The organism is Pseudomonas oryziphila (assembly GCF_003940825.1).
GTDB lineage: Bacteria > Pseudomonadota > Gammaproteobacteria > Pseudomonadales > Pseudomonadaceae > Aquipseudomonas > Aquipseudomonas sichuanensis.
On record NZ_CP034338.1, the window covers coordinates 2,821,448 to 2,838,980 of the forward strand.

Consider the following 17,533-nt stretch of genomic DNA (forward strand, 5'->3'; position numbering starts at 1 on the left):
AGCCGCCATCACCAGGCAGCGCTCGCCAGGGTCCAATAACAATGAGCCAGACCATGAAAAAGCCAAACTCCCTGCTCGAAGACCTCAAGCCCCTGCTGCCGGCCATCGCCGCCCGCGCCGATCAGGCCGAGCGTGAGCGTACCGTGCCCGCCGAAAACATTGCCCTGCTCAAAGGCATCGGCCTGCACCAGGCCTTCCTGCCCAAGCCCTACGGCGGCCTGGAAATCAGCTTGCCGCAGTTCGCCGAATGCATCGCCGCCCTGGCCGGCGCCTGCGCCAGCACCGCCTGGGCCATGAGCCTGCTGTGCACCCACAGCCACCAACTGGCGATGTTCCCCAAGCAACTGCAGGACGAAGTCTGGGGCGACAACCCGCACGCCACCGCCAGCAGCAGCATCGCCCCGTTCGGCCGCACCGAAGAGGTCGAGGGCGGCGTGCTGTTCAGCGGCGAGATGGGCTGGAGCAGCGGCTGTGATCATGCCGAGTGGGCGATCATGGGCTTTCGCCGCGCCAACCCGCAGGGCGGCCAGGACTACTGCTTCGCCGTGCTGCCGCGCGGCGACTACCAGATCCGCGACGACTGGTTTGCCGCCGGCATGCGTGCCAGTGGCAGCCGCACGCTGGTGGTCGAGCGCGCCTTCGTGCCCGAGCACCGCATCCAGAAGGCCAAGGACATGATGGAGGGCACTTCGGCGGGCTTTGGCCTGTACCCGGATAGCGCGATCTACTTCAACCCGTACCGCCCGTACTTCGCCAGTGGCTTCTCCACCGTCAGCCTGGGCATCGCCGAGCGCATGCTCGAAGCGTTCAAGGACAAGACCCGCAACCGCGTGCGGGCCTACACCGGCGCGGCGGTTGGCGCGGCCACCCCGGCGCTGATGCGCCTGGCCGAGTCCACCCACCAGGTCGCCGCGGCCCGTGCGCTGCTGGAGAAGAGCTGGGAGCAGATCGCCGACTTCAGCGCACGCCACCAATACCCGACCCGGACCGAGCTGGCCTACTGGCGCACCAACCAGGGCTATGCGGTCAAGCTGTGCATCCAGGCTGTGGACAGGCTGATGGAAGCTGCCGGTGGCGGCGCCTGGTTCGACAGCAGCGAGATGCAGCGGCTGTTCCGCGATGCGCACATGACCGGTGCCCATGCCTACACCGACTACGACGTCTGCGCGCAGATCCTCGGCCGCGAGCTGATGGGGCTGGAGCCGGATCCGGCGATGACCTGATCGACCGCGTCGCCCCCATCGCCGGCAAGCCGGCTCCCACAGAGTTGCGCTGTAGCTTGTGGGAGCTGGCTTGCCAGCGATGAGGCCCTCAGCCGAATAACAAGAACTGGAGCCTTGCATGTCCACCCCCTTCGATACCCGTGCCTTCCGCCGCGCCCTGGGCAACTTCGCCACCGGCGTCACCGTGATCACCGCCGCCGACGCCTCCGGCAACAAGGTCGGCGTCACTGCCAACAGCTTCAACTCGGTGTCCCTCGACCCGCCGCTGATTCTCTGGAGCATCGACAAACGCTCCAGCAGCCACGCCGTGTTCGACGCCGCCGAGCACTTCGCCGTCAACGTGCTGGCCGCTGACCAGATCGACCTGTCCAATACCTTCGCCCGCCCCAGTGACGACCGCTTTGCCGGTATCGATTACCAGGCAGGCGAGGGCGGTGCGCCCTTGCTGCCCGACTGCGCGGCACGCTTTCGCTGCCAGAAGTTCCAGCAGCTGGATGGCGGCGACCACTGGATCCTGGTCGGCAAGGTGCTGGCCTTCGACGACCTCGGCCGCTCGCCGCTGCTGTACCACCAGGGCGCCTATTCCATGGTCCTGCCGCACACGCGGATGACCCGCCGCGCAGAAGGCGCGCCGGCCAGCAGCCACTTCCAGGGCCGTTTGCAGCACAACCTGTACTACCTGATGACCCAGGCCCTGCGCGCCTACCAGGCCCGCTACCAGCCGCGCCAGCTGGCCACCGGCCTGCGCACCAGCGAGGCACGCATGCTGATGGTGCTGGAACACGACGCCGGGCTGGCCCAGGCCGAACTGCTGGGCGAAGTGGCGATGCCCGAACGCGAGGTGAGCGAGGCCATCGCCAACCTGACCCGCAAGGGGCTGGTCACCGACGACAACGGCCGGGTGTGCCTGACCGAGGCCGGGCGCATCGAGACCGAAGGGCTGTGGAGCATTGCCAAGGCCCAGCAGGATCAGGTGTTCGGCCAGTTCAGCGAGGAACAGCTGCAGACCTTCAAGACCGTGCTCAAGGCAATCATCAGCCGCTGAGCCCTGGCAGCCAAGGTCAAGCCAGCGGCAGGCCGGCGCAAGACGGCGGCCGCCGACTTGGGTTGAACTCGCGCTTTTGTTCGATGGTTCAAGGGGGCGTGAATGCTGTTTCGCAATGAACGTTGGGTGGCCACGCTGGCCGAGGCGCTGACCCGCTTTGGCCGTGGCGAGATTGCCGAAAGCCTGGTGCAGGTGCGCCGCCACCCGCCCTTGTTGCAGGCCCTGCAAACGCTGGAGCAGCAGCGCCAAGGCCAGGCGCGGGAGCTGCAAGCGCAGGCACAAGAGCTGCAGTTGTTGGGCGAAACGCTGGCCAGCCAGCAACGGCTGCACGCGCAGCAGCAAGCGGCACAGCAGCAGTTGCAGGGCGAATGCGCGCTGCTGCGTGAACAACTGGATCAACAGCTGCAGGCCAGCGAAGGGCACCAGCGCCAGGCGCATTTCTGGAGCCTGCTGCAAACCACCTTGACCGAGGGCACCTGGGATATCGAGGTCGCCCAGGGTGACGTGCACCATCCGCACAGCCGCATGCGCCTGTCCGATGCCTTCCGCGCGGTGATGGGTTACGGCCCGAAGGAGCTGGCCGATGGCTGGGATGCCCAGGTTGGCATTACCCACCCTGACGACCTGGCGCAGATCATGACCATCTTCGAGCGCGAGATCCTGGGCGTGCATGCCAGCGGCGAATACGTGTTCGAGTACCGCATGCGCCACAAGCAGCGCGGCTACATCTGGTGCCGCGAGCGCGGCCGTGCGGTGCGGGACTCGCAAGGGGTGCTGGTACGCGTGCTGGGCGCTGTGCGCGATATCAGCGACGAGCGCAATGCCCAGGCCAGCCACCAGCAGTTGCAGGCGCACAACGAGGCCACCTATGCCCGGATCGCCACCGCCGTGGGGGTGATCCGCAGTATTGCCGAACAGACCAACCTGCTGGCCCTGAACGCGGCCATCGAGGCCGCCAGGGCCGGAGAGGTGGGGCGTGGTTTCTCGGTAGTGGCCGACGAGGTGAAGAAACTCGCCGAAAGTACTCGCCAGGCCACCCAGCAGATCCAGGCGATGTTGCAGGGCTGAACTGGCAGCCAGCAACAAGCAGGGCGGCAGGCAGTGGCAAGACCGCTGTGGCGGGGAAAGTCAAAGTGATCGCGCTAGAACAGCAACATGGTGTTGCCTGCATCGCTGGCAAGCCAGCTCCCACAGGTGTTTTGCATGACCTCTGTGGGAGCCGGCTTGCCGGCGATGTGGTCGCAAGCCTTGCACCGCCGGATCGCCAGCACTTGCGGCGCGCCCGGCAAGCCGTCATCTTTCCCTCGTCCAGCCAGGGCCCACCCCATGACAATCAACAATAAGCTCACCGAGCACCTCAACCGCGGCAGCGTCGGTTTCCCCACCGCGCTGGCCAGCACCGTCGGCCTGATCATGGCAAGCCCCGTGATCCTCACCGCCACCATGGGCTTCGGCATCGGCGGCAGCGCCTTCGCCGTGGCCATGGTGATTGCGGCCGTGATGATGCTCGCGCAGTCGACCACCTTCGCCGAAGCGGCGGCGATCCTGCCGACCACCGGCTCCGTTTACGACTACATCAACTGCGGCCTGGGCCGCTTCTTCGCCATCACCGGCACCTTGTCGGCCTACCTGATCGTGCATGTGTTCGCCGGCACCGCCGAGACCATCCTTTCGGGGGTGATGGCGCTGGTGAACTTCGAGCACCTCAATACCCTCGCCGAATCCGCCGGCGGCTCCTGGCTGCTGGGGGTGGGCTTCGTCCTGGCGTTCGGCGTGCTCAACGCCTTTGGCGTGAGCGCCTTCGGCCGCGCCGAGGTGGTGCTGACCTTCGGCATGTGGACCACGCTGATGGTGTTCGGCGTACTCGGCCTGCTGGCGGCGCCGGCGGTGCAGTTGGAAGGGCCGTTCGGCGTATCGATGGTCGGCACCGACCTGATGACCATCCTCTCGCTGGTGGGCATGGCCATGTTCATGTTCGTCGGCTGCGAGTTCGTCACGCCGTTGGCCCCGGAGCTGCGCCGTTCGGCCTGGGTGATGCCCAAGGCCATGGCCCTGGGCCTGTTCGGCGTGGCCAGTTGCATGTTCATCTACGGCGCAGCGATGAAGCGCCAGGTGGAGAACGTGCTGCTCGACGCCGCCAGCGGCGTGCACCTGCTGGACACCCCCATGGCCATCCCGCGCTTCGCCGAGCAGGTGATGGGCGATATCGGCCCGGTGTGGCTGGGCATCGGCTTCCTGTTCGCCGGCGCGGCCACCATCAACACACTGATGGCCGGGGTGCCGCGGATTCTCTACGGCATGGCCGTGGATGGGGCGCTGCCCAAGGTGTTCACCTACCTGCACCCGCGCTTCAAGACGCCGCTGCTGTGCATCCTGGTGGTGGCGCTGATCCCGTGCCTGCACGCCTGGTACCTGGGCGGCAACACCGACAACATCCTGCACCTGGTGCTGGCGGCGGTGTGCGCCTGGAGCACGGCCTACCTGCTGGTGACGCTGTCGGTGGTGATCCTGCGCATTCGCCGCCCGGACCTGCCGCGCGCCTATCGCTCGCCGCTGTTCCCGCTGCCGCAGATTGTCTCCAGCATCGGCATCTTGCTGGGCATGTGGTTCATCACCCCGCCGGGCATGAACCCCGCCGATGTGTATGTGCCGTTTGCCGTGATGCTGGGCGCTACGGCGGCCTACGCGTTGTTCTGGACCCTCTGCGTGCAGAAGGTCAACCCGTTCCAGCCGGCGCGGGTCGAGGATGTGCTGGAGAAAGAGTTCGGCGCCGAACCTGGCCACTTCCACAGCGAGCAGGTGCAGCATGTCGGCAAGCTGGCTTGAACGCCTGACTGGCCCCCGCGCCCCGGCCGGCTACCGGCCGGGGGCGACCCTGGCGCGGCTGCAGCGCAACCTCGGTTTGGCGGAGTTGCAATCCGGGGCAGCTCCGCTCACCTTTACCTACCGGCAGGATGGCCCGGTGGTCGAGGTGCGCGAACGCACCGAAAGCCACCTGCTGATGCACCTGGTGATGTGCGAGTTCCGCCTGCGCCTGCCTGCCTCGGGGCAGGGCACGGTGCAGCTGGACATGCATCACCGCGGGGCATTGCGCCGCACTGGCCTGGCCTGTCGGCAGCGAGGTGGTGACAAGGCGTTGTTCGACCTTATGCAGGCGCGTATCGGCGGCGATAGTGCCTTGCAGGCAGCACTGATGCCGCTGGACTTCAAGCGCCTTAGCATTGGCTGCGAGGGTGGCCAGTGGCAGGTCACCCTGGAGCATATGGGGGCCAGTGAAGTGGTCAACCGGGTGCCCGCGTTCCGCCGCTATATCCCGCTCAGCGCTGATCAGCGCGGGTATCTCTGGCAGGCCTTCGAGGCGCTGCAGCATATCCTTCGCGAGTTTTGAAAGTGGGGGCGCTACGCGCCCCTATCGCAACCCATGCGCAACCCCAGACCCCCTTGGCATAAAACCTGCTCTCTACACCGGCCAACAGATGACAGTTGTGCGTCAATGGATAACATGTTAACAATTGACCCATAACAACAATGCCCGCGTGTGGAGGTTGCCATGCCCCAGCCCGTTTCCCACTGCAGCACCCAGCCCGAAGCCGACGGCCTGGACCGTTGGACCGCCGCCATGCAGCAGGTGTGCGGCCGTTTTCAGACCGAACTTGCGTTCAACCGAGCGCTGTTCATCGGCGAAATCGCCACCTTCAATCGTGCAGGCCTGGCCCTGGCCAACCTGCGCACCAATGCCGGCAATATCCGCCGTTTCGGCGACAACCCCGACCGTGACGACGACCAGCACTGTTTCCTGGTCAGCCAGCGCATGGGCTATTCGCGGATCACCCAGGGCGGTGTGAGCTTGCAGTTGTCACCCGGCGATCTGCTGTTGATGGACTCGGTCGGCCCGTGCGAGATCACGCCGTTCGGGCTGATTGAGCACGTCTCGCTGTCACTGTCCCGCGAGCAGGTGCGCAAGCACGTGACCGGGCAAGGCGCCGCCTTCGGCAAGATCTCCTCGACCAACGCCTGCGGGCGCATGCTGCATTTGCTGATGGACCAGCTGTGCCGCGAAGAGGAAGACGCAGGCGGTGCGCAAGGCGATGCCCTGCAGTCGGCATTCATTTCCCTGCTGGAGCCCGGTTTCGAGCGTGGCGAGCACAATGCCGCCGCGTTGGGCGGCGTGAGTGGCAGCAACCTGCGCGGTTATGTGCAGAAGGTCATCGACGAGTCGCTGGGCCAGCCCGGCCTGACGCCGGCCAACCTGGCCGAGCGCCTGAGCATCTCGGTGCGGCATCTGTACCGGGTGTTCGAGGAGGAGGGCGACAGTGTCTGCCGCTATATCCAGCGTTCACGGCTCAAGCGTAGTGCCGATGACCTGTCCAACCCGTTCCTCAAGCGCGAGTCGATCACCTCGATCGCGTTCAAGTGGGGGTTCACCGATTCGGCGCATTTCAGCCGGGCGTTCAAGAAGCAGTTCGAGCAGTCGCCGAAGGACTTTCGGGCGATGGCCCTGATGGCGGGGCGCTAAAAGCATCGCCGGCAAGCCGGCTCCCACAGGGTTATGCGATTCCTGTGGGAGCCGGCTTGCCGGCGATTGGGCCGCAGGGCGGCCCCAAGGGTGGATCAGGCGACAGCGAGGTAATGCTTGACGAAGGTCTCGCTCAACACTTCCCACAACACCGGCGTGCCCTTGGTCACGAACCAGGCATCGCCTGCCTTGTAACGGGTCACCTGCCCGGTGGATTCATCAGTCAGCTGGATCTCCCCGGTCACGATCACGGCCTGTTCGCTGAACGGGTAGACCATGCGGAACTTGCCCTGGGTGGTACCGAAGTAAGCGCTGCTGACCGGGTCGGTCGGCGCGCCGTGGGTCATCTTGCCGTAGCACTTGACCTCGCCTTCGAGGATGGTCGAGCCCAGGTCGGCAACGGTGCCCCAGGCATCGAGTTCGGACAATTGCACACCCTGGCGGACGGCGGTAAGGGTCATGGTGGTTCTCCTGGTCAGTTCAAAAAGGCTCAACGGCGGCCGTTGAAGAAGCCCGACAGCTGATGCACGGTCTTGCCGGCGGTCAGCAGCAGTGGGCGAATGTGGTCCTTGCCGAGGATGCGCGCATGCTTGACCGAGCTGATCAGGTCGTAGCGGCTGGAGCCTTCGCTCATGCCTTCGGCGAGGATCTTGCAAATGATGTGGCTGGGGGTGACGCCAAAGCCCGAATAGCCCTGCACGTAGAAGGCGTTGGGGCGGTTGCTCAGGGTGCCGAGCTGCGGGAACAGGTTGGCGCTGGTGGCCATCGGGCCGCCCCAGGCGAGGTCGATGCGCACGTCCTTGAGGTACGGGAAGATCTTCAGCATCAGGTTGCGGTTCCACGCCTTGAGGTCTTTCGGGATGTGCTCCACGAAAGGCGTGGCGGCGCCGAACAGCAGGCGGTTCTCGCGAGTGACGCGGTAGTAGTCGATCACCGGGCGGATATCGCTGTAGGCGCCGCGGATCGGGCTGATTCGCTGGATCAGTTCATCCGACAGCGGTTCGGTCATCAGCTGGAAGGCGTAGGTGTTGACGGTGCGGGCGTGCAGCTCGGGTTCGAGCTTGTTGAGGAAGCTGTCGCAGGCCCACAGCAGTTTGCTGGCCTTGACCGAGCCACGGCCGGTGCGCACGGTGATGCGCTCACCGTAGTGCACTTCCAGCGCCGGGCTGTGCTCGAAGATCCGTGCGCCATGGCCCACCAGGGCCTGGGCTTCGCCGAGCAGCAGGTTGAGCGAATGCACGTGGCCGCCGCCCATGTGCAGCAGGGCGCTGCTGTAGGCGTCGGAGCCGATGATCTGCTTGACCTCGGAGCCGCCCAGGAAGCGGATCTCGTCCTTGCCGTTGATCGCCTTGAAGTCTTTCTCCCAGGCGCGCAGGGTCTTTTCCTGGCGGGCGTTGAAGCCCATGTAGCCGTAACCGTGGCAGAAGTCGGCGTCGATGGCGTAGCGGGCGATGCGGTCCTTGATGATGCCGGCGCCCAGCTCGCTGATCTCGAAGATCTCGCGCAGGCCCTGTTCGCCGACGCTGCTCTTGATCTTTTCCAGGTCGTGGCCGATGCCGGCCATGATCTGCCCGCCGTTGCGCCCGGTGCCGCCGAAGCCCAGGTAGCGGGCTTCGAGCACGACGACATTGGTGATGCCTTTTTCGGCCAGTTCCAGGGCCGTGTTGATGCCCGAGAAGCCGCCGCCGATCACTACCACATCGGCTTCGATGTCGGCTTCGAGGGTGGGGAAGCTGAGGTTGTATTTTTTGGTCGCGGTGTAATAGGTGGGCGTTTCGATGTTGATCATGGCGCAGCCTGGACAGTTGGAATTGTTAGGGAGCAGGGCTTGCACAAGCGCTGGCTGTGGCAGCTATTGGGCACCTAACGCGCGGTAGGTGTCTTGCCTGAGTGTGCCAGGGATTTGATTCTGTGTGACGGGGGGATGTGGCGGGCTTGAGACCGTATGTCGCCCGCAATGTGTATGCCGAAAGGGTTGCAGCGCTCTCAAGATCGAGCGCCGCGCGGGCGGCGCTCGATCTGATAGGCGCAGAACATCTATCGGCGAACCCTTTTGGGCTACCCCTTGCGAACGTCAGTAAACCCCGCCCTGAGAGGTCGTATTCACCACACCTTCCTTGAATGCCCCTGCCAACCGCTGCAACCCGCGCATCAGCACGGTGGTATCCACCCCTACAGCGACAAACGCGGCCCCCAGCTCGATATAGCGCCGCGCCAGTGTCTCGTCGGCACTGAGAATCCCCGCCGCCTTGCCGGCCCGGCCAATCCGCACGATGGCGTCTTCGATGGCCGCCTGCACTTCGGGATGCCCCGGATTGCCCCGGTGCCCCATGGCCGAGCTCAGGTCCGCCGGCCCGATGAACACCCCATCCACACCATCAACGGCGCAGATTTGGTCCAGGTTTGCCAACCCCTCGCGGTTCTCGATCTGCACCAGCAGGCACACCTGCTCGTCGGCCAGGTCCAGGTAACCGGGGATGCTGTTCCAGCGCGAAGCCCGGGCCAGCGCACTCCCCACACCCCGCACACCGTACGGCGGGTAGCGCACCGCACGCACCAGCTGGCGAGCCTGCTCGGCGCTTTCGACCATGGGTACCAGCAAGGTCTGGGCACCGATATCGAGCAACTGCTTGATCAGCGCGGTATCGCCGACCACCGGCCGCACCACCGGCTGGCCGGGGTAGGGCGCCACGGCCTGCAACTGGCCGAGCAGGCTGCGCAGGTCGTTGGGCGCGTGTTCGCCGTCGAGCAGCAGCCAGTCGAAACCGGCGTTGGCCGCCAGTTCCGCGCAATACGGGTCGGCCAGGCCGAGCCACAGGCCGATCTGCGCCTGGCCGCTGCGCAGGCGTTGCTTGAAGGTGTTGATGGGCATGTCCATGGGCGGTCCTCAGACGAAACGGCAGGCAATCGAGCCGAGCTGGTCGTAGTCGACATGGAAGGTGTCGCCGGGGCGGGCAGCCACCGGGCGGGTGAAGGAGCCACCAAGGATGATCTGCCCGGCCTCAAGGCCCACGTCATAGGCGGCCAGTTTGTTGGCCAGCCAGGCTACGCCCTTGGCCGGATGGTTGAGTACGGCGGCAGACACCCCGGATTCCTCGATCACGCCATTGCGATAGAGCACCGCCGGCACCTTGCGCAGGTCGATGTCGCCGGGCCGCACGGCGCGCCCGCCCATGACCACACCGGCATTGGCGGCGTTGTCGGAGATGGTGTCGAACACCTTGCGGGTGGCGCCACTGTGCGGGTCGACCTGCTGGATGCGTGCGTCGATGATTTCCAGTGCCGGGATCACCCACTCGGTGGCGTCGAGCACATCGAACAGGCTGACGTTGGGGCCCTTGAGCGGCTTGCCGAGGATGAAGGCCAGCTCCACCTCGACCCGCGGCACGATGAAGCGCTCGAAGGGGATGTCGCTGCCTTCGTCGAACAGCATGTCATCGAGCAGCGCGCCGAAATCCGGTTCGGTGATGTTCGAGGAGACCTGCATGGCCCGTGAGGTCAGGCCGATCTTGTGGCCGACCAGCTTGCGACCGCTGGCGATCTTTTGCGCGACCCAGGCGCGCTGGATGGCGTAGGCGTCCTCGATGCTGATCGAGGGGTGCTCCAGGGAAAACTGACCGACCTGTTCGCGGCTGCGTTCAGCCTGGTCGAGGCGGGCGGCGGCTTGCTGGATGATGTGGGCGTCGAGCATTGAAGACCTCAGGAATTCCGGTTGAACAGGGGGTGCAGGCTGCTGTGCTTGGCGTCGTACACCTGGGCCTGGCTTTCGTCGATCTGCAGGGTCACGCCGACCGGGCGTTTTGCCAGCAGCGGGTCGAGGTGGTGGCGCAGCACGGCCAGCAGGTTGTCGCCGACCTGCTGGTGCACCGTGGCGCTGCGCCCGCTGCCCATGCGCAGGTTGGCGTAGACGAAGCCGTAGCTACCCTGGCCATCGGCGATCGCCGCGTGGGCGGCGGGGTAGGCCAGCACCCGGGTGCCGCCGGTGGGGAACACCTGGCGGGCGTTTTCGTCGCGTTGTTCGAGCATGCAGTCGGCCAGGGCGCGGCACAGCCCGGGCATGTCGGCGTCGGCTTCAATGTCCGGGCTGTAGAGCAGGACCAGATGGGGCATGGCGCGCTCCTTACAGGCGGCTGGTAGAGGTGACGGCGGCCGGGTTGGAGGCCTGGGCGGCGGGGATGGTGCTGCCATCCTGCGGGGTGACCGGGAAGATCGCGTTGATCTGGCCGGTGCCGGACGAGCCGAAGTAGGGCGTGACCACTTCGGCTTTACCGTCGTACTTCGACCAGCCCAGGGCGCCGAGCAGCATGGCGGTGTCGTGCATGAAGCCTTCGCCGTGGCCCTTGACCGCGTACTCCGGCAGCATCGCGCAGAAGTCGGCCCAGTCGCCGTCCTGCCACATCTGCACCACGCGATGGTCGAGGGTTTCCAGGAACGGGCTCCACACCTTGGTGGCAAAGTCCGGGGCCTGGCCGTTCTGGGCGAAACGGTGGGACAGCGAGCCGCTGGCGAGGAAGGCCACGGTGCCGTCGTAGTGGTCCTCGACCGCCTTGCGCATGGCCCAGCCCAGGCGGGCGCTGTCGTTGAGGTAATGCGAGGTGCACAGCGCCGAGACCGAGACCACCTTGAAGTGCTGGTCGGTGTTCATGTAGCGCATCGGCACCAGGGTGCCGTACTCCGGGGCGAGCGTGGTGGCGTCGTGGGCCATGGTTTCCACGCCCAGGCGGTTGCACTCCTCGGCCAGGATGCGCCCGAGTTCCGGGTTGCCGGGGAAGCCGTAGTTCATGTTGGCGATGAAGTGCGGCAGCTCGTTGCTGGTGTACAGGCCTTCGAAGTGCGCTGCGCAGTTGATGTGGTAGTTGGCGTTGACCAGCCAGTGGGTGTCGAACACTACCAGGGTGTCGACGCCCAGTGCCCGGCAGCGCCGGCCGATTTCCAGGTGACCGTCGATGGCCGCCTGACGAAAGCCTTGGCGCGGGCCGGGCAGTTCAGACAGGTACATCGAGGGTACGTGGGTGATCTTGGCGGCGAGAGCGAGTTTGCCCATGGGAATCTCCTGCTGAAGGTTGTTGTTCTAGGTGTCCATGGCGAGGGCTGTGCCCTCGATTCGCGGGTAAACCCGCTCCCACAGGTCCAGCGCTGTGCCTGTGGGAGCGGGTTTACCCGCGAAGGGCTGCAAGGCAGCCCAGCGCTTTAAAGCGTTACACCCCCCAGCGCGGAATGTGGTGGCTGCCCATGGAAATACACACGTTCTTGATCTCGGCAAACACCTCGAAGCTGTACTGTCCCCCTTCGCGGCCAGTCCCGGAACCCTTCACCCCACCAAACGGCTGACGCAGGTCGCGCACGTTCTGGCTGTTGATGAACACCATCCCGGCCTCGATGCCCCGGGCCAGACGATGTGCCTTGCCGATGTCCTGGGTCCAGATATACGAGGCCAGACCGTATTCGGTGTCGTTGGCCAGCTGCAGCGCCTCGGCCTCGTCCTTGAACGGGATCAGGCAGGCCACCGGGCCGAAGATCTCCTCCTGGGCGATGCGCATGCGGTTGTTCACATCGGCGAACACCGTGGGCTGGATGAACTGCCCTTTGGCCAGGTGCGTCGGCAGGCCTGCAGGGCGTTCCAGGCCACCGGCCACCAGGCGCGCACCTTCCTCGATGCCGATGCGAATGTAGCCGGTGACCTTGTCGTAGTGCTGCTGGGTGATCATCGAGCCGACCTGGGTTTTCGGGTCGGTCGGGTCGCCGACGATCAGGCGCCGGGCACGGGCAGCGAACTCGCTGACAAAGCGCGGGTACACGCTCTCCTGGATGAAGATGCGGCTGCCGGCGGTGCAGCGCTCGCCGTTGAGCGAAAAGATGGTGAACAGCGCGGCGTCCAGGGCACGGTCCAGATCGGCGTCTTCAAAGATCAGCACCGGCGACTTGCCGCCCAGTTCCATCGAGTACTTTTTAAGCCCCGCGGTCTGCATGATCTTCTTGCCGGTGGCGGTGCCCCCGGTGAAGGAGATGGCGCGCACGTCCGGGTGGCGCACCAGGGCATCGCCGGCGGTGGCGCCGTAGCCCTGGATCACGTTGAGCACACCGTTGGGGATACCGGCCTCGACTGCCAGGCGGCCCAGCTCGTTGGCGGTCAGCGGCGAAAGCTCGCTCATCTTCAACACCGCCGTGTTGCCCAGCGCCAGGCATGGCGCTGTCTTCCAGGTGGCGGTCATGAACGGCACATTCCACGGCGACACCAGCCCGCACACGCCTACCGGCTGGTACAGGGTGTAGTTGAGCATCTGGTCGTCGACCGGGTAGCTGTGGCCGTCCATGCGCGTGCACACTTCGGCGAAGAAGTCGAAGTTGTGCGAGGCGCGGGGGATCAGCACATTGCGGGTCTGGTGGATCGGCAGGCCGGTGTCGAGGGTTTCCAGCTCGGCCAGTTGCGGCACGTTCTGGTCGATCAGCTCGCCGAGCCGGCGCATCAGCCGGGCGCGCTCCTTGGCCGGGGTGTTGGCCCATTTCGGGAAGGCCTCTTTCGCCGCGGCCACGGCCTGGGCGACTTCCTCGGCGCCACCGCTGGCAACTTCGCCGATGGCTTCACCGGTGGCCGGGTTGTAGTTGATGAAGGTGTCACGGCTCTCGACTTCGCGGCCGTTGATCCAGTGCTTGATCATGTTCATGCCTCTTGGGTTTTACGGGCGAAGAACTCGGCTTCGCTGACGATACGGTTGACCAGGCGGCCGACGCCTTCCACTTCCACCACCACTTCATCGCCCGGCACCACGTCGGCCAGGCCTTCCGGCGTGCCGGTGGCGATCATGTCGCCGGGCTGCAGGGTCATGAAGCTGGAGAAGTATTCGATCAGGTAGGGGATGTCGAAGATCATGTCGGCGGTGCTGCCTTCCTGCTTCAGCTCGCCGTTGATCCAGGTGCGCAGCTTCAGGTTCGACGGGTCTGGCACATCGCTGGCATCGACGATCCACGGGCCGACCGGGGTGGTGGCGTCGCGGTTCTTCACCCGCAGGTTGGGCCGGTAGTAGTTCTCCAGGTAGTCGCGGATGGCGTAGTCGTTGCACACCGTATAGCCGGCCAGGTAGGCGAGGGCGTCCTCGCGCTTGACGTTGCGCGCCGGCTTGCCGATCACCGCCACCAGCTCGCACTCGTAGTGCATGTACTTGACGTTGTCCGGGCGCCAGGTGACCTGGTCGTGGCCGGTGTAGGTGCCGGGCGACTTGATGAACGCCAGCGGCTCGGTGGGCGGGGTGAAGGCCAGCTCGGCGGCGTGGTCGGCGTAGTTCAGGCCCAGGGCGAACATGCTGCCGGTGGCCGGTGGCAGCCAGGTCACCTGGTCTTGATGCACCAGGCGGCCATCGGCCAGGCGCAGGTGGTCGTCTTCGACCGTGACGGCGTGGACCTGGTCGTCGAACTGGATACGGGCGTGCTTCATGGGGCGAGTCCTTGTTCGGCGACGATGGGGTTGGTCAGCTGGCCGAGGCCGTCGATCTCGACGCTTACGCGGTCACCGGGCAGCACGTCGACGCGGCCTTCCGGGGTGCCGGTAATCAGTACGTCGCCGGCATGCAGGGTCATGAACTCGCTGATTTCAGCGATCAGCCGGGCCACGCTGCGCACGCAGTTGGCGGTGTTGTTGTGCTGGCGCAGTTCGCCGTTGACCCACAGGCGGATGCCCAGCGCGTCGGGGTTGCCCACCTGCGCCGCCGGTACCAGTTCCGGCCCCAGCGGGCAGAAGCCGTCACGGCACTTGGCCTTGACGGCGGGGCGGTAATAGCTGTCTTCGGGCAGGCTGAACTCGTTGACGATGGTGTAGCCGGCCACGTGCTCGAGGGCGTTCTCGACGGTTACCCGGCTGGCATCCTTGCCGATTACCACGCCCAGCGCCGGGCCGGGCTGCAGGCGTTCGACTCCCGCAGGGTAGGTAACTGCCTGGGCATGGCCATTACGGGTGTTGGGGGTCTTGATGAACAGCACCGGCTTGACCGGCGGCTGCTGGTACGGCGCTTTATGGAAGGACGCCAGGTGCTGCAGCAGCAGGCCCTGGTAGTTCAGGGCGACGCCGAACAGGCTGCCGGTGGCGACCTCGTGCAAGGCACGGCTCATGCTTTTCTCCTGCGGAAGGCGAAGCGCCCGGGGACGCTTCTTTGCGTTTTTGTTAATGTGTTAACGTTATAATTAAGATGTTAACGATCGTCAAGGCATTCCCCGCTCGCCGGGCAGTGCTACGATGCATCGCCCGGCCTGTTCCACCGGTACGAGAACAACAATGAAAGAACGACAGCCGATCCCCAACATCAACATCGGTCAGGTCTACGACCAGCGCTACAGCGACAGCGAGGTGCACTACGACCGGCTCGGTAACCTGGCCGGCTTTTTCGGTCGCAACATGCCGGTGCACCGCCATGACCGCTTCTTCCAGGTGCACTACGTGAAGACCGGCAGCGTGCGGGTGTACCTCGATGAACAGCGCTATCACGAGGCCGGGCCGATGTTCTTCCTCACCCCGCCGACCATCCCCCATGCCTTTGTCACCGAGGCCGACGCCGATGGCCATGTGCTGACCGTGCGCCAACAGCTTGTGTGGCAACTGCTGGAGGCCGAGCCCGGGCTGATCAGCGCGCCGCGCCTGCAACCTGCGTGCGTTGCCCTGGGGCATTTGCAAGGGCAGGCGCGCGAAGAGGCGCATCGGCTGGAGCAATTGTTCGACCTGCTCGGCAGCGAGGTCGGCCAGGGCCAGGCGGGGCAGGGCACCGCCCTGCAGGACCTGGCGCGGCTGGTGATGATCAGCCTGCTGCGGCTGTGTGCCAACTCGCTGGAGGCGATGCCGGCGCGGCACGAGGACTTGCAGCTGTTTCACCGCTTCAACGAACTGATCGAGCGCCATTACCTGGAGCATTGGGCGTTGCCGGCTTACGCCACGGCGCTGGGCGTGACCGAAGCGCGCCTGAATGACGTGTGCCGGCGCATCGCCGACCTGCCGTCCAAGCGCCTGGTGTTCGAGCGCCTGATGCAGGAGGCGCGGCGCCTGTTGCTGTATACGGGCGGTTCGGCCAACGAGATCTGCTACCAGTTGGGCTTCAAGGACCCGGCGTATTTCAGCCGGTTCTTCCAGCGCCATGCGCAGATGACGCCGGGGGAGTACCGCCAGCGGCAAATGGCGTTGCGGTGATAGGTGCATCGAATGACCTGCTCCATGCCTTGAGCGTCAAGCCAATCGTGCAATGACCCAGTTGCAGCGAGAATGGGCATTAGCCAGGAGCGCTGGTACTTTTCACAGGGACTGGACAGGCCGGGTGCAAATGTATTTCACTTCATTAATATCTTAATAAAACCAGCCGAGCCCGATGACCATCCCAAGACCCTCCCTGACCTTGACCCTGCTGCAGGCCCGTGAAGCGACCATGGCGTTCTTCCGCCCGGCCCTCAATGCCCATGACCTGACCGAACAGCAATGGCGAGTGATCCGCATCCTGCGCCAGCAGGGCGAGCTGGAGAGCCACCAGTTGGCGGACCTGGCGTGCATTCTCAAACCGAGCATGAGCGGCGTGCTCAAGCGCCTGGAGCGTGATGGGCTGGTGGGGCGGCGCAAGTCGCCGGAGGATCAGCGGCGGATCTTCATCAGCCTGACCGTGCGCGGGCAGCAGGCGTTCCTGGCGATGAGCGAGGAAATGGAGCGCAATTACCAGGAGATCCAGCGCCAGTTCGGGGCGGACAAGCTGGAGCAATTGATGGGGTTGCTCAATGAGTTGAAGAAGATTGAGCCTTGAGGTGGCGGGGGCGTTGGTGGGGCATGGTTTGAGTTTGTATGTGGGCCACCAGGTGCCCGCCACAACCCTTGCAGCGCCTATGAGATCGAGCGCCGCCCGCGCGGCGCTTCGCGGGTAAACCCGCTCCCACAGTCTGTTTCGGGCCAGTCTCTCCTGTGCCATCACCAGGTCCGCCTTGTTAGCACGACGCGGTTTCAGCGTGTGCGTTGCCGCCGCCCCACATGGCTCAAGACATGCACCAAGGCAGGCGCCGGTACTTTCACAGGAATAATTGGCCCGAAATAAACTGTGGGAGCGGGTTTACCCGCGAAGCGCCGCGCGGGCGGCGCTCGATCTCATAGGCGCTGCAAGGGTTGTGGCAGGCGCCTGGCGGCCCTCACCCCTCACCCCGCCAACCCCAACGAATCATCCAGAATCTTCAACAACGACGCCGCCCGCCGCGCATACACCGCCGGGTTCGCATACAGCAGCTCCACATGCAGGCTGTCGATGATCCCCAGATAAGCATCCCCATACAGCTCCAGCTTGTTGCCATCGCTGCGCGCCCAGGCATGCCGCTCGCGCAGGGCCTGGCAGAAGCCCAGGCGAATCTGCTCCAGATATGCCTCGAACCCGGTGGTCACGATCGAGCGTATCGGCGCCGGCGGCAGGAACGCACTGCGCAGCACGAAGCGCAAATTGGCCGAGCCGGCATACCTCTCGGCCAGGTGCAGCGGATGCCAGTGCCCCGGCGCCTCGCGGCCGGCGGCCTCATGGCCGAACCCGGCTTCGACATAGGCGGTCTCCTCGGCCAGGGCACGCTCGAACGCACACACGAACAACGCATCCTTGTTGGCGAAATGCGCATACAGCGAGGCTTTGCGCATGCCCGCCTGGGCCGCGATTTCGTTCAGCGACGAGCCGTCGTAGCCATGTTCGGCAAAATGCAGGACGGCGTGGTCGCAAATGCGCGCGGCGGAAGGGGTCAGGGCTTTCAAGGCGG

The 17,533-nt window shown here is 65.3% G+C and carries 17 protein-coding genes and 2 pseudogenes; 9 read left to right on the plus strand and 10 right to left on the minus strand.

Going from position 1 to position 17,533, the window contains the following annotated elements:
- The first annotated feature begins 53 nt into the window (after positions 1 to 53).
- The 7 genes and pseudogenes from EJA05_RS13105 to feaR all read left to right on the plus strand — a co-directional run bounded on the left by EJA05_RS13105 (position 54) and on the right by feaR (position 6,784).
- Entirely contained in the window at positions 54 to 1,223 is a 1,170-nt protein-coding gene (locus EJA05_RS13105) for a p-hydroxyphenylacetate 3-hydroxylase oxygenase component (RefSeq protein WP_125858554.1), read from the plus strand.
- Between the two features lie 118 nt (positions 1,224 to 1,341).
- Positions 1,342 to 2,268, plus strand: a complete 927-nt coding sequence (locus EJA05_RS13110; RefSeq protein ID WP_125858555.1) for a p-hydroxyphenylacetate 3-hydroxylase reductase component — start codon at positions 1,342 to 1,344, stop codon at positions 2,266 to 2,268.
- Positions 2,269 to 2,823: 555 nt separating this feature from the next.
- A pseudogene (locus tag EJA05_RS28565) lies at positions 2,824 to 3,039 on the plus strand (PAS domain-containing protein); the annotation flags it as partial.
- Between the two features lie 54 nt (positions 3,040 to 3,093).
- Positions 3,094 to 3,327, plus strand: a pseudogene (locus EJA05_RS28570) (methyl-accepting chemotaxis protein); the annotation flags it as partial.
- 267 nt (positions 3,328 to 3,594) lie between these two features.
- Positions 3,595 to 5,094 carry an APC family permease gene (locus tag EJA05_RS13120; RefSeq protein WP_110993868.1) on the plus strand — a complete coding sequence of 500 codons (1,500 nt, stop codon included), beginning with the start codon at positions 3,595 to 3,597 and terminating at the stop codon, positions 5,092 to 5,094.
- Positions 5,075 to 5,656: a DUF3156 family protein gene (locus EJA05_RS13125; RefSeq protein ID WP_125858557.1), complete on the plus strand. Its 582-nt coding sequence runs from the start codon at positions 5,075 to 5,077 to the stop codon at positions 5,654 to 5,656. Before EJA05_RS13120 ends, EJA05_RS13125 begins: the two co-directional genes overlap by 20 nt.
- Before the next feature lie 162 nt (positions 5,657 to 5,818).
- Positions 5,819 to 6,784 (plus strand): transcriptional regulator FeaR, encoded by a 966-nt coding sequence (gene feaR / locus EJA05_RS13130; protein ID WP_125858558.1) that lies wholly within the window; start codon positions 5,819 to 5,821, stop codon positions 6,782 to 6,784.
- A gap of 95 nt (positions 6,785 to 6,879) precedes the next feature.
- Here feaR and EJA05_RS13135 read toward each other — a convergent pair whose 3' ends face one another.
- The 9 genes from EJA05_RS13135 to EJA05_RS13175 all read right to left on the minus strand — a co-directional run bounded on the left by EJA05_RS13135 (position 6,880) and on the right by EJA05_RS13175 (position 14,887).
- Entirely contained in the window at positions 6,880 to 7,245 is a 366-nt protein-coding gene (locus EJA05_RS13135) for a cupin domain-containing protein (protein ID WP_011534256.1), read from the minus strand.
- 29 nt (positions 7,246 to 7,274) lie between these two features.
- Complete coding sequence (locus EJA05_RS13140) at positions 7,275 to 8,573, minus strand: NAD(P)/FAD-dependent oxidoreductase (protein ID WP_110993864.1); 1,299 nt, start codon at positions 8,571 to 8,573, stop codon at positions 7,275 to 7,277.
- Positions 8,574 to 8,858: 285 nt separating this feature from the next.
- Complete coding sequence (gene hpaI / locus EJA05_RS13145; protein WP_125858559.1) at positions 8,859 to 9,662, minus strand: 4-hydroxy-2-oxoheptanedioate aldolase; 804 nt, start codon at positions 9,660 to 9,662, stop codon at positions 8,859 to 8,861.
- A gap of 9 nt (positions 9,663 to 9,671) precedes the next feature.
- Positions 9,672 to 10,475 (minus strand): 2-oxo-hept-4-ene-1,7-dioate hydratase, encoded by an 804-nt coding sequence (gene hpaH, locus EJA05_RS13150; RefSeq protein WP_125858560.1) that lies wholly within the window; start codon positions 10,473 to 10,475, stop codon positions 9,672 to 9,674.
- Between the two features lie 8 nt (positions 10,476 to 10,483).
- On the minus strand, positions 10,484 to 10,894 hold the full coding sequence (locus tag EJA05_RS13155; RefSeq protein WP_125858561.1) for a 5-carboxymethyl-2-hydroxymuconate Delta-isomerase: 411 nt from the start codon (positions 10,892 to 10,894) through the stop codon (positions 10,484 to 10,486).
- 10 nt (positions 10,895 to 10,904) lie between these two features.
- Complete coding sequence (gene hpaD, locus EJA05_RS13160; protein ID WP_125858562.1) at positions 10,905 to 11,828, minus strand: 3,4-dihydroxyphenylacetate 2,3-dioxygenase; 924 nt, start codon at positions 11,826 to 11,828, stop codon at positions 10,905 to 10,907.
- Positions 11,829 to 11,982: 154 nt separating this feature from the next.
- Positions 11,983 to 13,443, minus strand: coding sequence for a 5-carboxymethyl-2-hydroxymuconate semialdehyde dehydrogenase (gene hpaE, locus EJA05_RS13165; protein WP_125464020.1), 1,461 nt, complete (start codon positions 13,441 to 13,443; stop codon positions 11,983 to 11,985).
- Positions 13,444 to 13,445: 2 nt separating this feature from the next.
- Positions 13,446 to 14,216, minus strand: coding sequence for a fumarylacetoacetate hydrolase family protein (locus EJA05_RS13170; RefSeq protein ID WP_125858563.1), 771 nt, complete (start codon positions 14,214 to 14,216; stop codon positions 13,446 to 13,448).
- Entirely contained in the window at positions 14,213 to 14,887 is a 675-nt protein-coding gene (locus EJA05_RS13175) for a fumarylacetoacetate hydrolase family protein (RefSeq protein ID WP_125858564.1), read from the minus strand. The genes EJA05_RS13170 and EJA05_RS13175 overlap by 4 nt, the downstream gene beginning before the upstream one ends.
- Before the next feature lie 163 nt (positions 14,888 to 15,050).
- Between EJA05_RS13175 and hpaA the strand changes: the two genes are divergently transcribed.
- Positions 15,051 to 15,953: a 4-hydroxyphenylacetate catabolism regulatory protein HpaA gene (gene hpaA, locus EJA05_RS13180; RefSeq protein WP_125858565.1), complete on the plus strand. Its 903-nt coding sequence runs from the start codon at positions 15,051 to 15,053 to the stop codon at positions 15,951 to 15,953.
- A gap of 175 nt (positions 15,954 to 16,128) precedes the next feature.
- Entirely contained in the window at positions 16,129 to 16,551 is a 423-nt protein-coding gene (gene hpaR / locus EJA05_RS13185; protein ID WP_125858566.1) for a homoprotocatechuate degradation operon regulator HpaR, read from the plus strand.
- Between the two features lie 383 nt (positions 16,552 to 16,934).
- On the opposite strand, the gene EJA05_RS13190 is transcribed toward hpaR, so the two are convergent.
- The gene (locus tag EJA05_RS13190) at positions 16,935 to 17,528 is read right to left on the minus strand and encodes a TetR/AcrR family transcriptional regulator (RefSeq protein ID WP_190306061.1); all 594 of its coding nucleotides are present in this window, start codon (positions 17,526 to 17,528) and stop codon (positions 16,935 to 16,937) included.
- Between the last annotated feature and the right edge of the window lie 5 nt (positions 17,529 to 17,533).

Bases quoted from the DNA above. Each gene is read 5' to 3' on its own strand.
- EJA05_RS13105 (WP_125858554.1), top strand. From the start codon at position 54: ATGAAAAAGCCAAACTCCCTGCTCGAAGACCTCAAGCCCCTGCTGCCG.
- EJA05_RS13110 (WP_125858555.1), top strand. From the start codon at position 1,342: ATGTCCACCCCCTTCGATACCCGTGCCTTCCGCCGCGCCCTGGGCAAC.
- EJA05_RS13125 (WP_125858557.1), top strand. From the start codon at position 5,075: ATGTCGGCAAGCTGGCTTGAACGCCTGACTGGCCCCCGCGCCCCGGCC.
- hpaI (WP_125858559.1), bottom strand. From the start codon at position 9,662: ATGGACATGCCCATCAACACCTTCAAGCAACGCCTGCGCAGCGGCCAG.
- feaR (WP_125858558.1), top strand. From the start codon at position 5,819: ATGCCCCAGCCCGTTTCCCACTGCAGCACCCAGCCCGAAGCCGACGGC.
- EJA05_RS13170 (WP_125858563.1), bottom strand. From the start codon at position 14,216: ATGAAGCACGCCCGTATCCAGTTCGACGACCAGGTCCACGCCGTCACG.
- hpaH (WP_125858560.1), bottom strand. From the start codon at position 10,475: ATGCTCGACGCCCACATCATCCAGCAAGCCGCCGCCCGCCTCGACCAG.
- hpaD (WP_125858562.1), bottom strand. From the start codon at position 11,828: ATGGGCAAACTCGCTCTCGCCGCCAAGATCACCCACGTACCCTCGATG.
- EJA05_RS13175 (WP_125858564.1), bottom strand. From the start codon at position 14,887: ATGAGCCGTGCCTTGCACGAGGTCGCCACCGGCAGCCTGTTCGGCGTC.
- EJA05_RS13140 (WP_110993864.1), bottom strand. From the start codon at position 8,573: ATGATCAACATCGAAACGCCCACCTATTACACCGCGACCAAAAAATAC.
- hpaA (WP_125858565.1), top strand. From the start codon at position 15,051: ATGAAAGAACGACAGCCGATCCCCAACATCAACATCGGTCAGGTCTAC.
- EJA05_RS13155 (WP_125858561.1), bottom strand. From the start codon at position 10,894: ATGCCCCATCTGGTCCTGCTCTACAGCCCGGACATTGAAGCCGACGCC.
- hpaR (WP_125858566.1), top strand. From the start codon at position 16,129: ATGACCATCCCAAGACCCTCCCTGACCTTGACCCTGCTGCAGGCCCGT.
- EJA05_RS13135 (WP_011534256.1), bottom strand. From the start codon at position 7,245: ATGACCCTTACCGCCGTCCGCCAGGGTGTGCAATTGTCCGAACTCGAT.
- EJA05_RS13120 (WP_110993868.1), top strand. From the start codon at position 3,595: ATGACAATCAACAATAAGCTCACCGAGCACCTCAACCGCGGCAGCGTC.
- hpaE (WP_125464020.1), bottom strand. From the start codon at position 13,443: ATGATCAAGCACTGGATCAACGGCCGCGAAGTCGAGAGCCGTGACACC.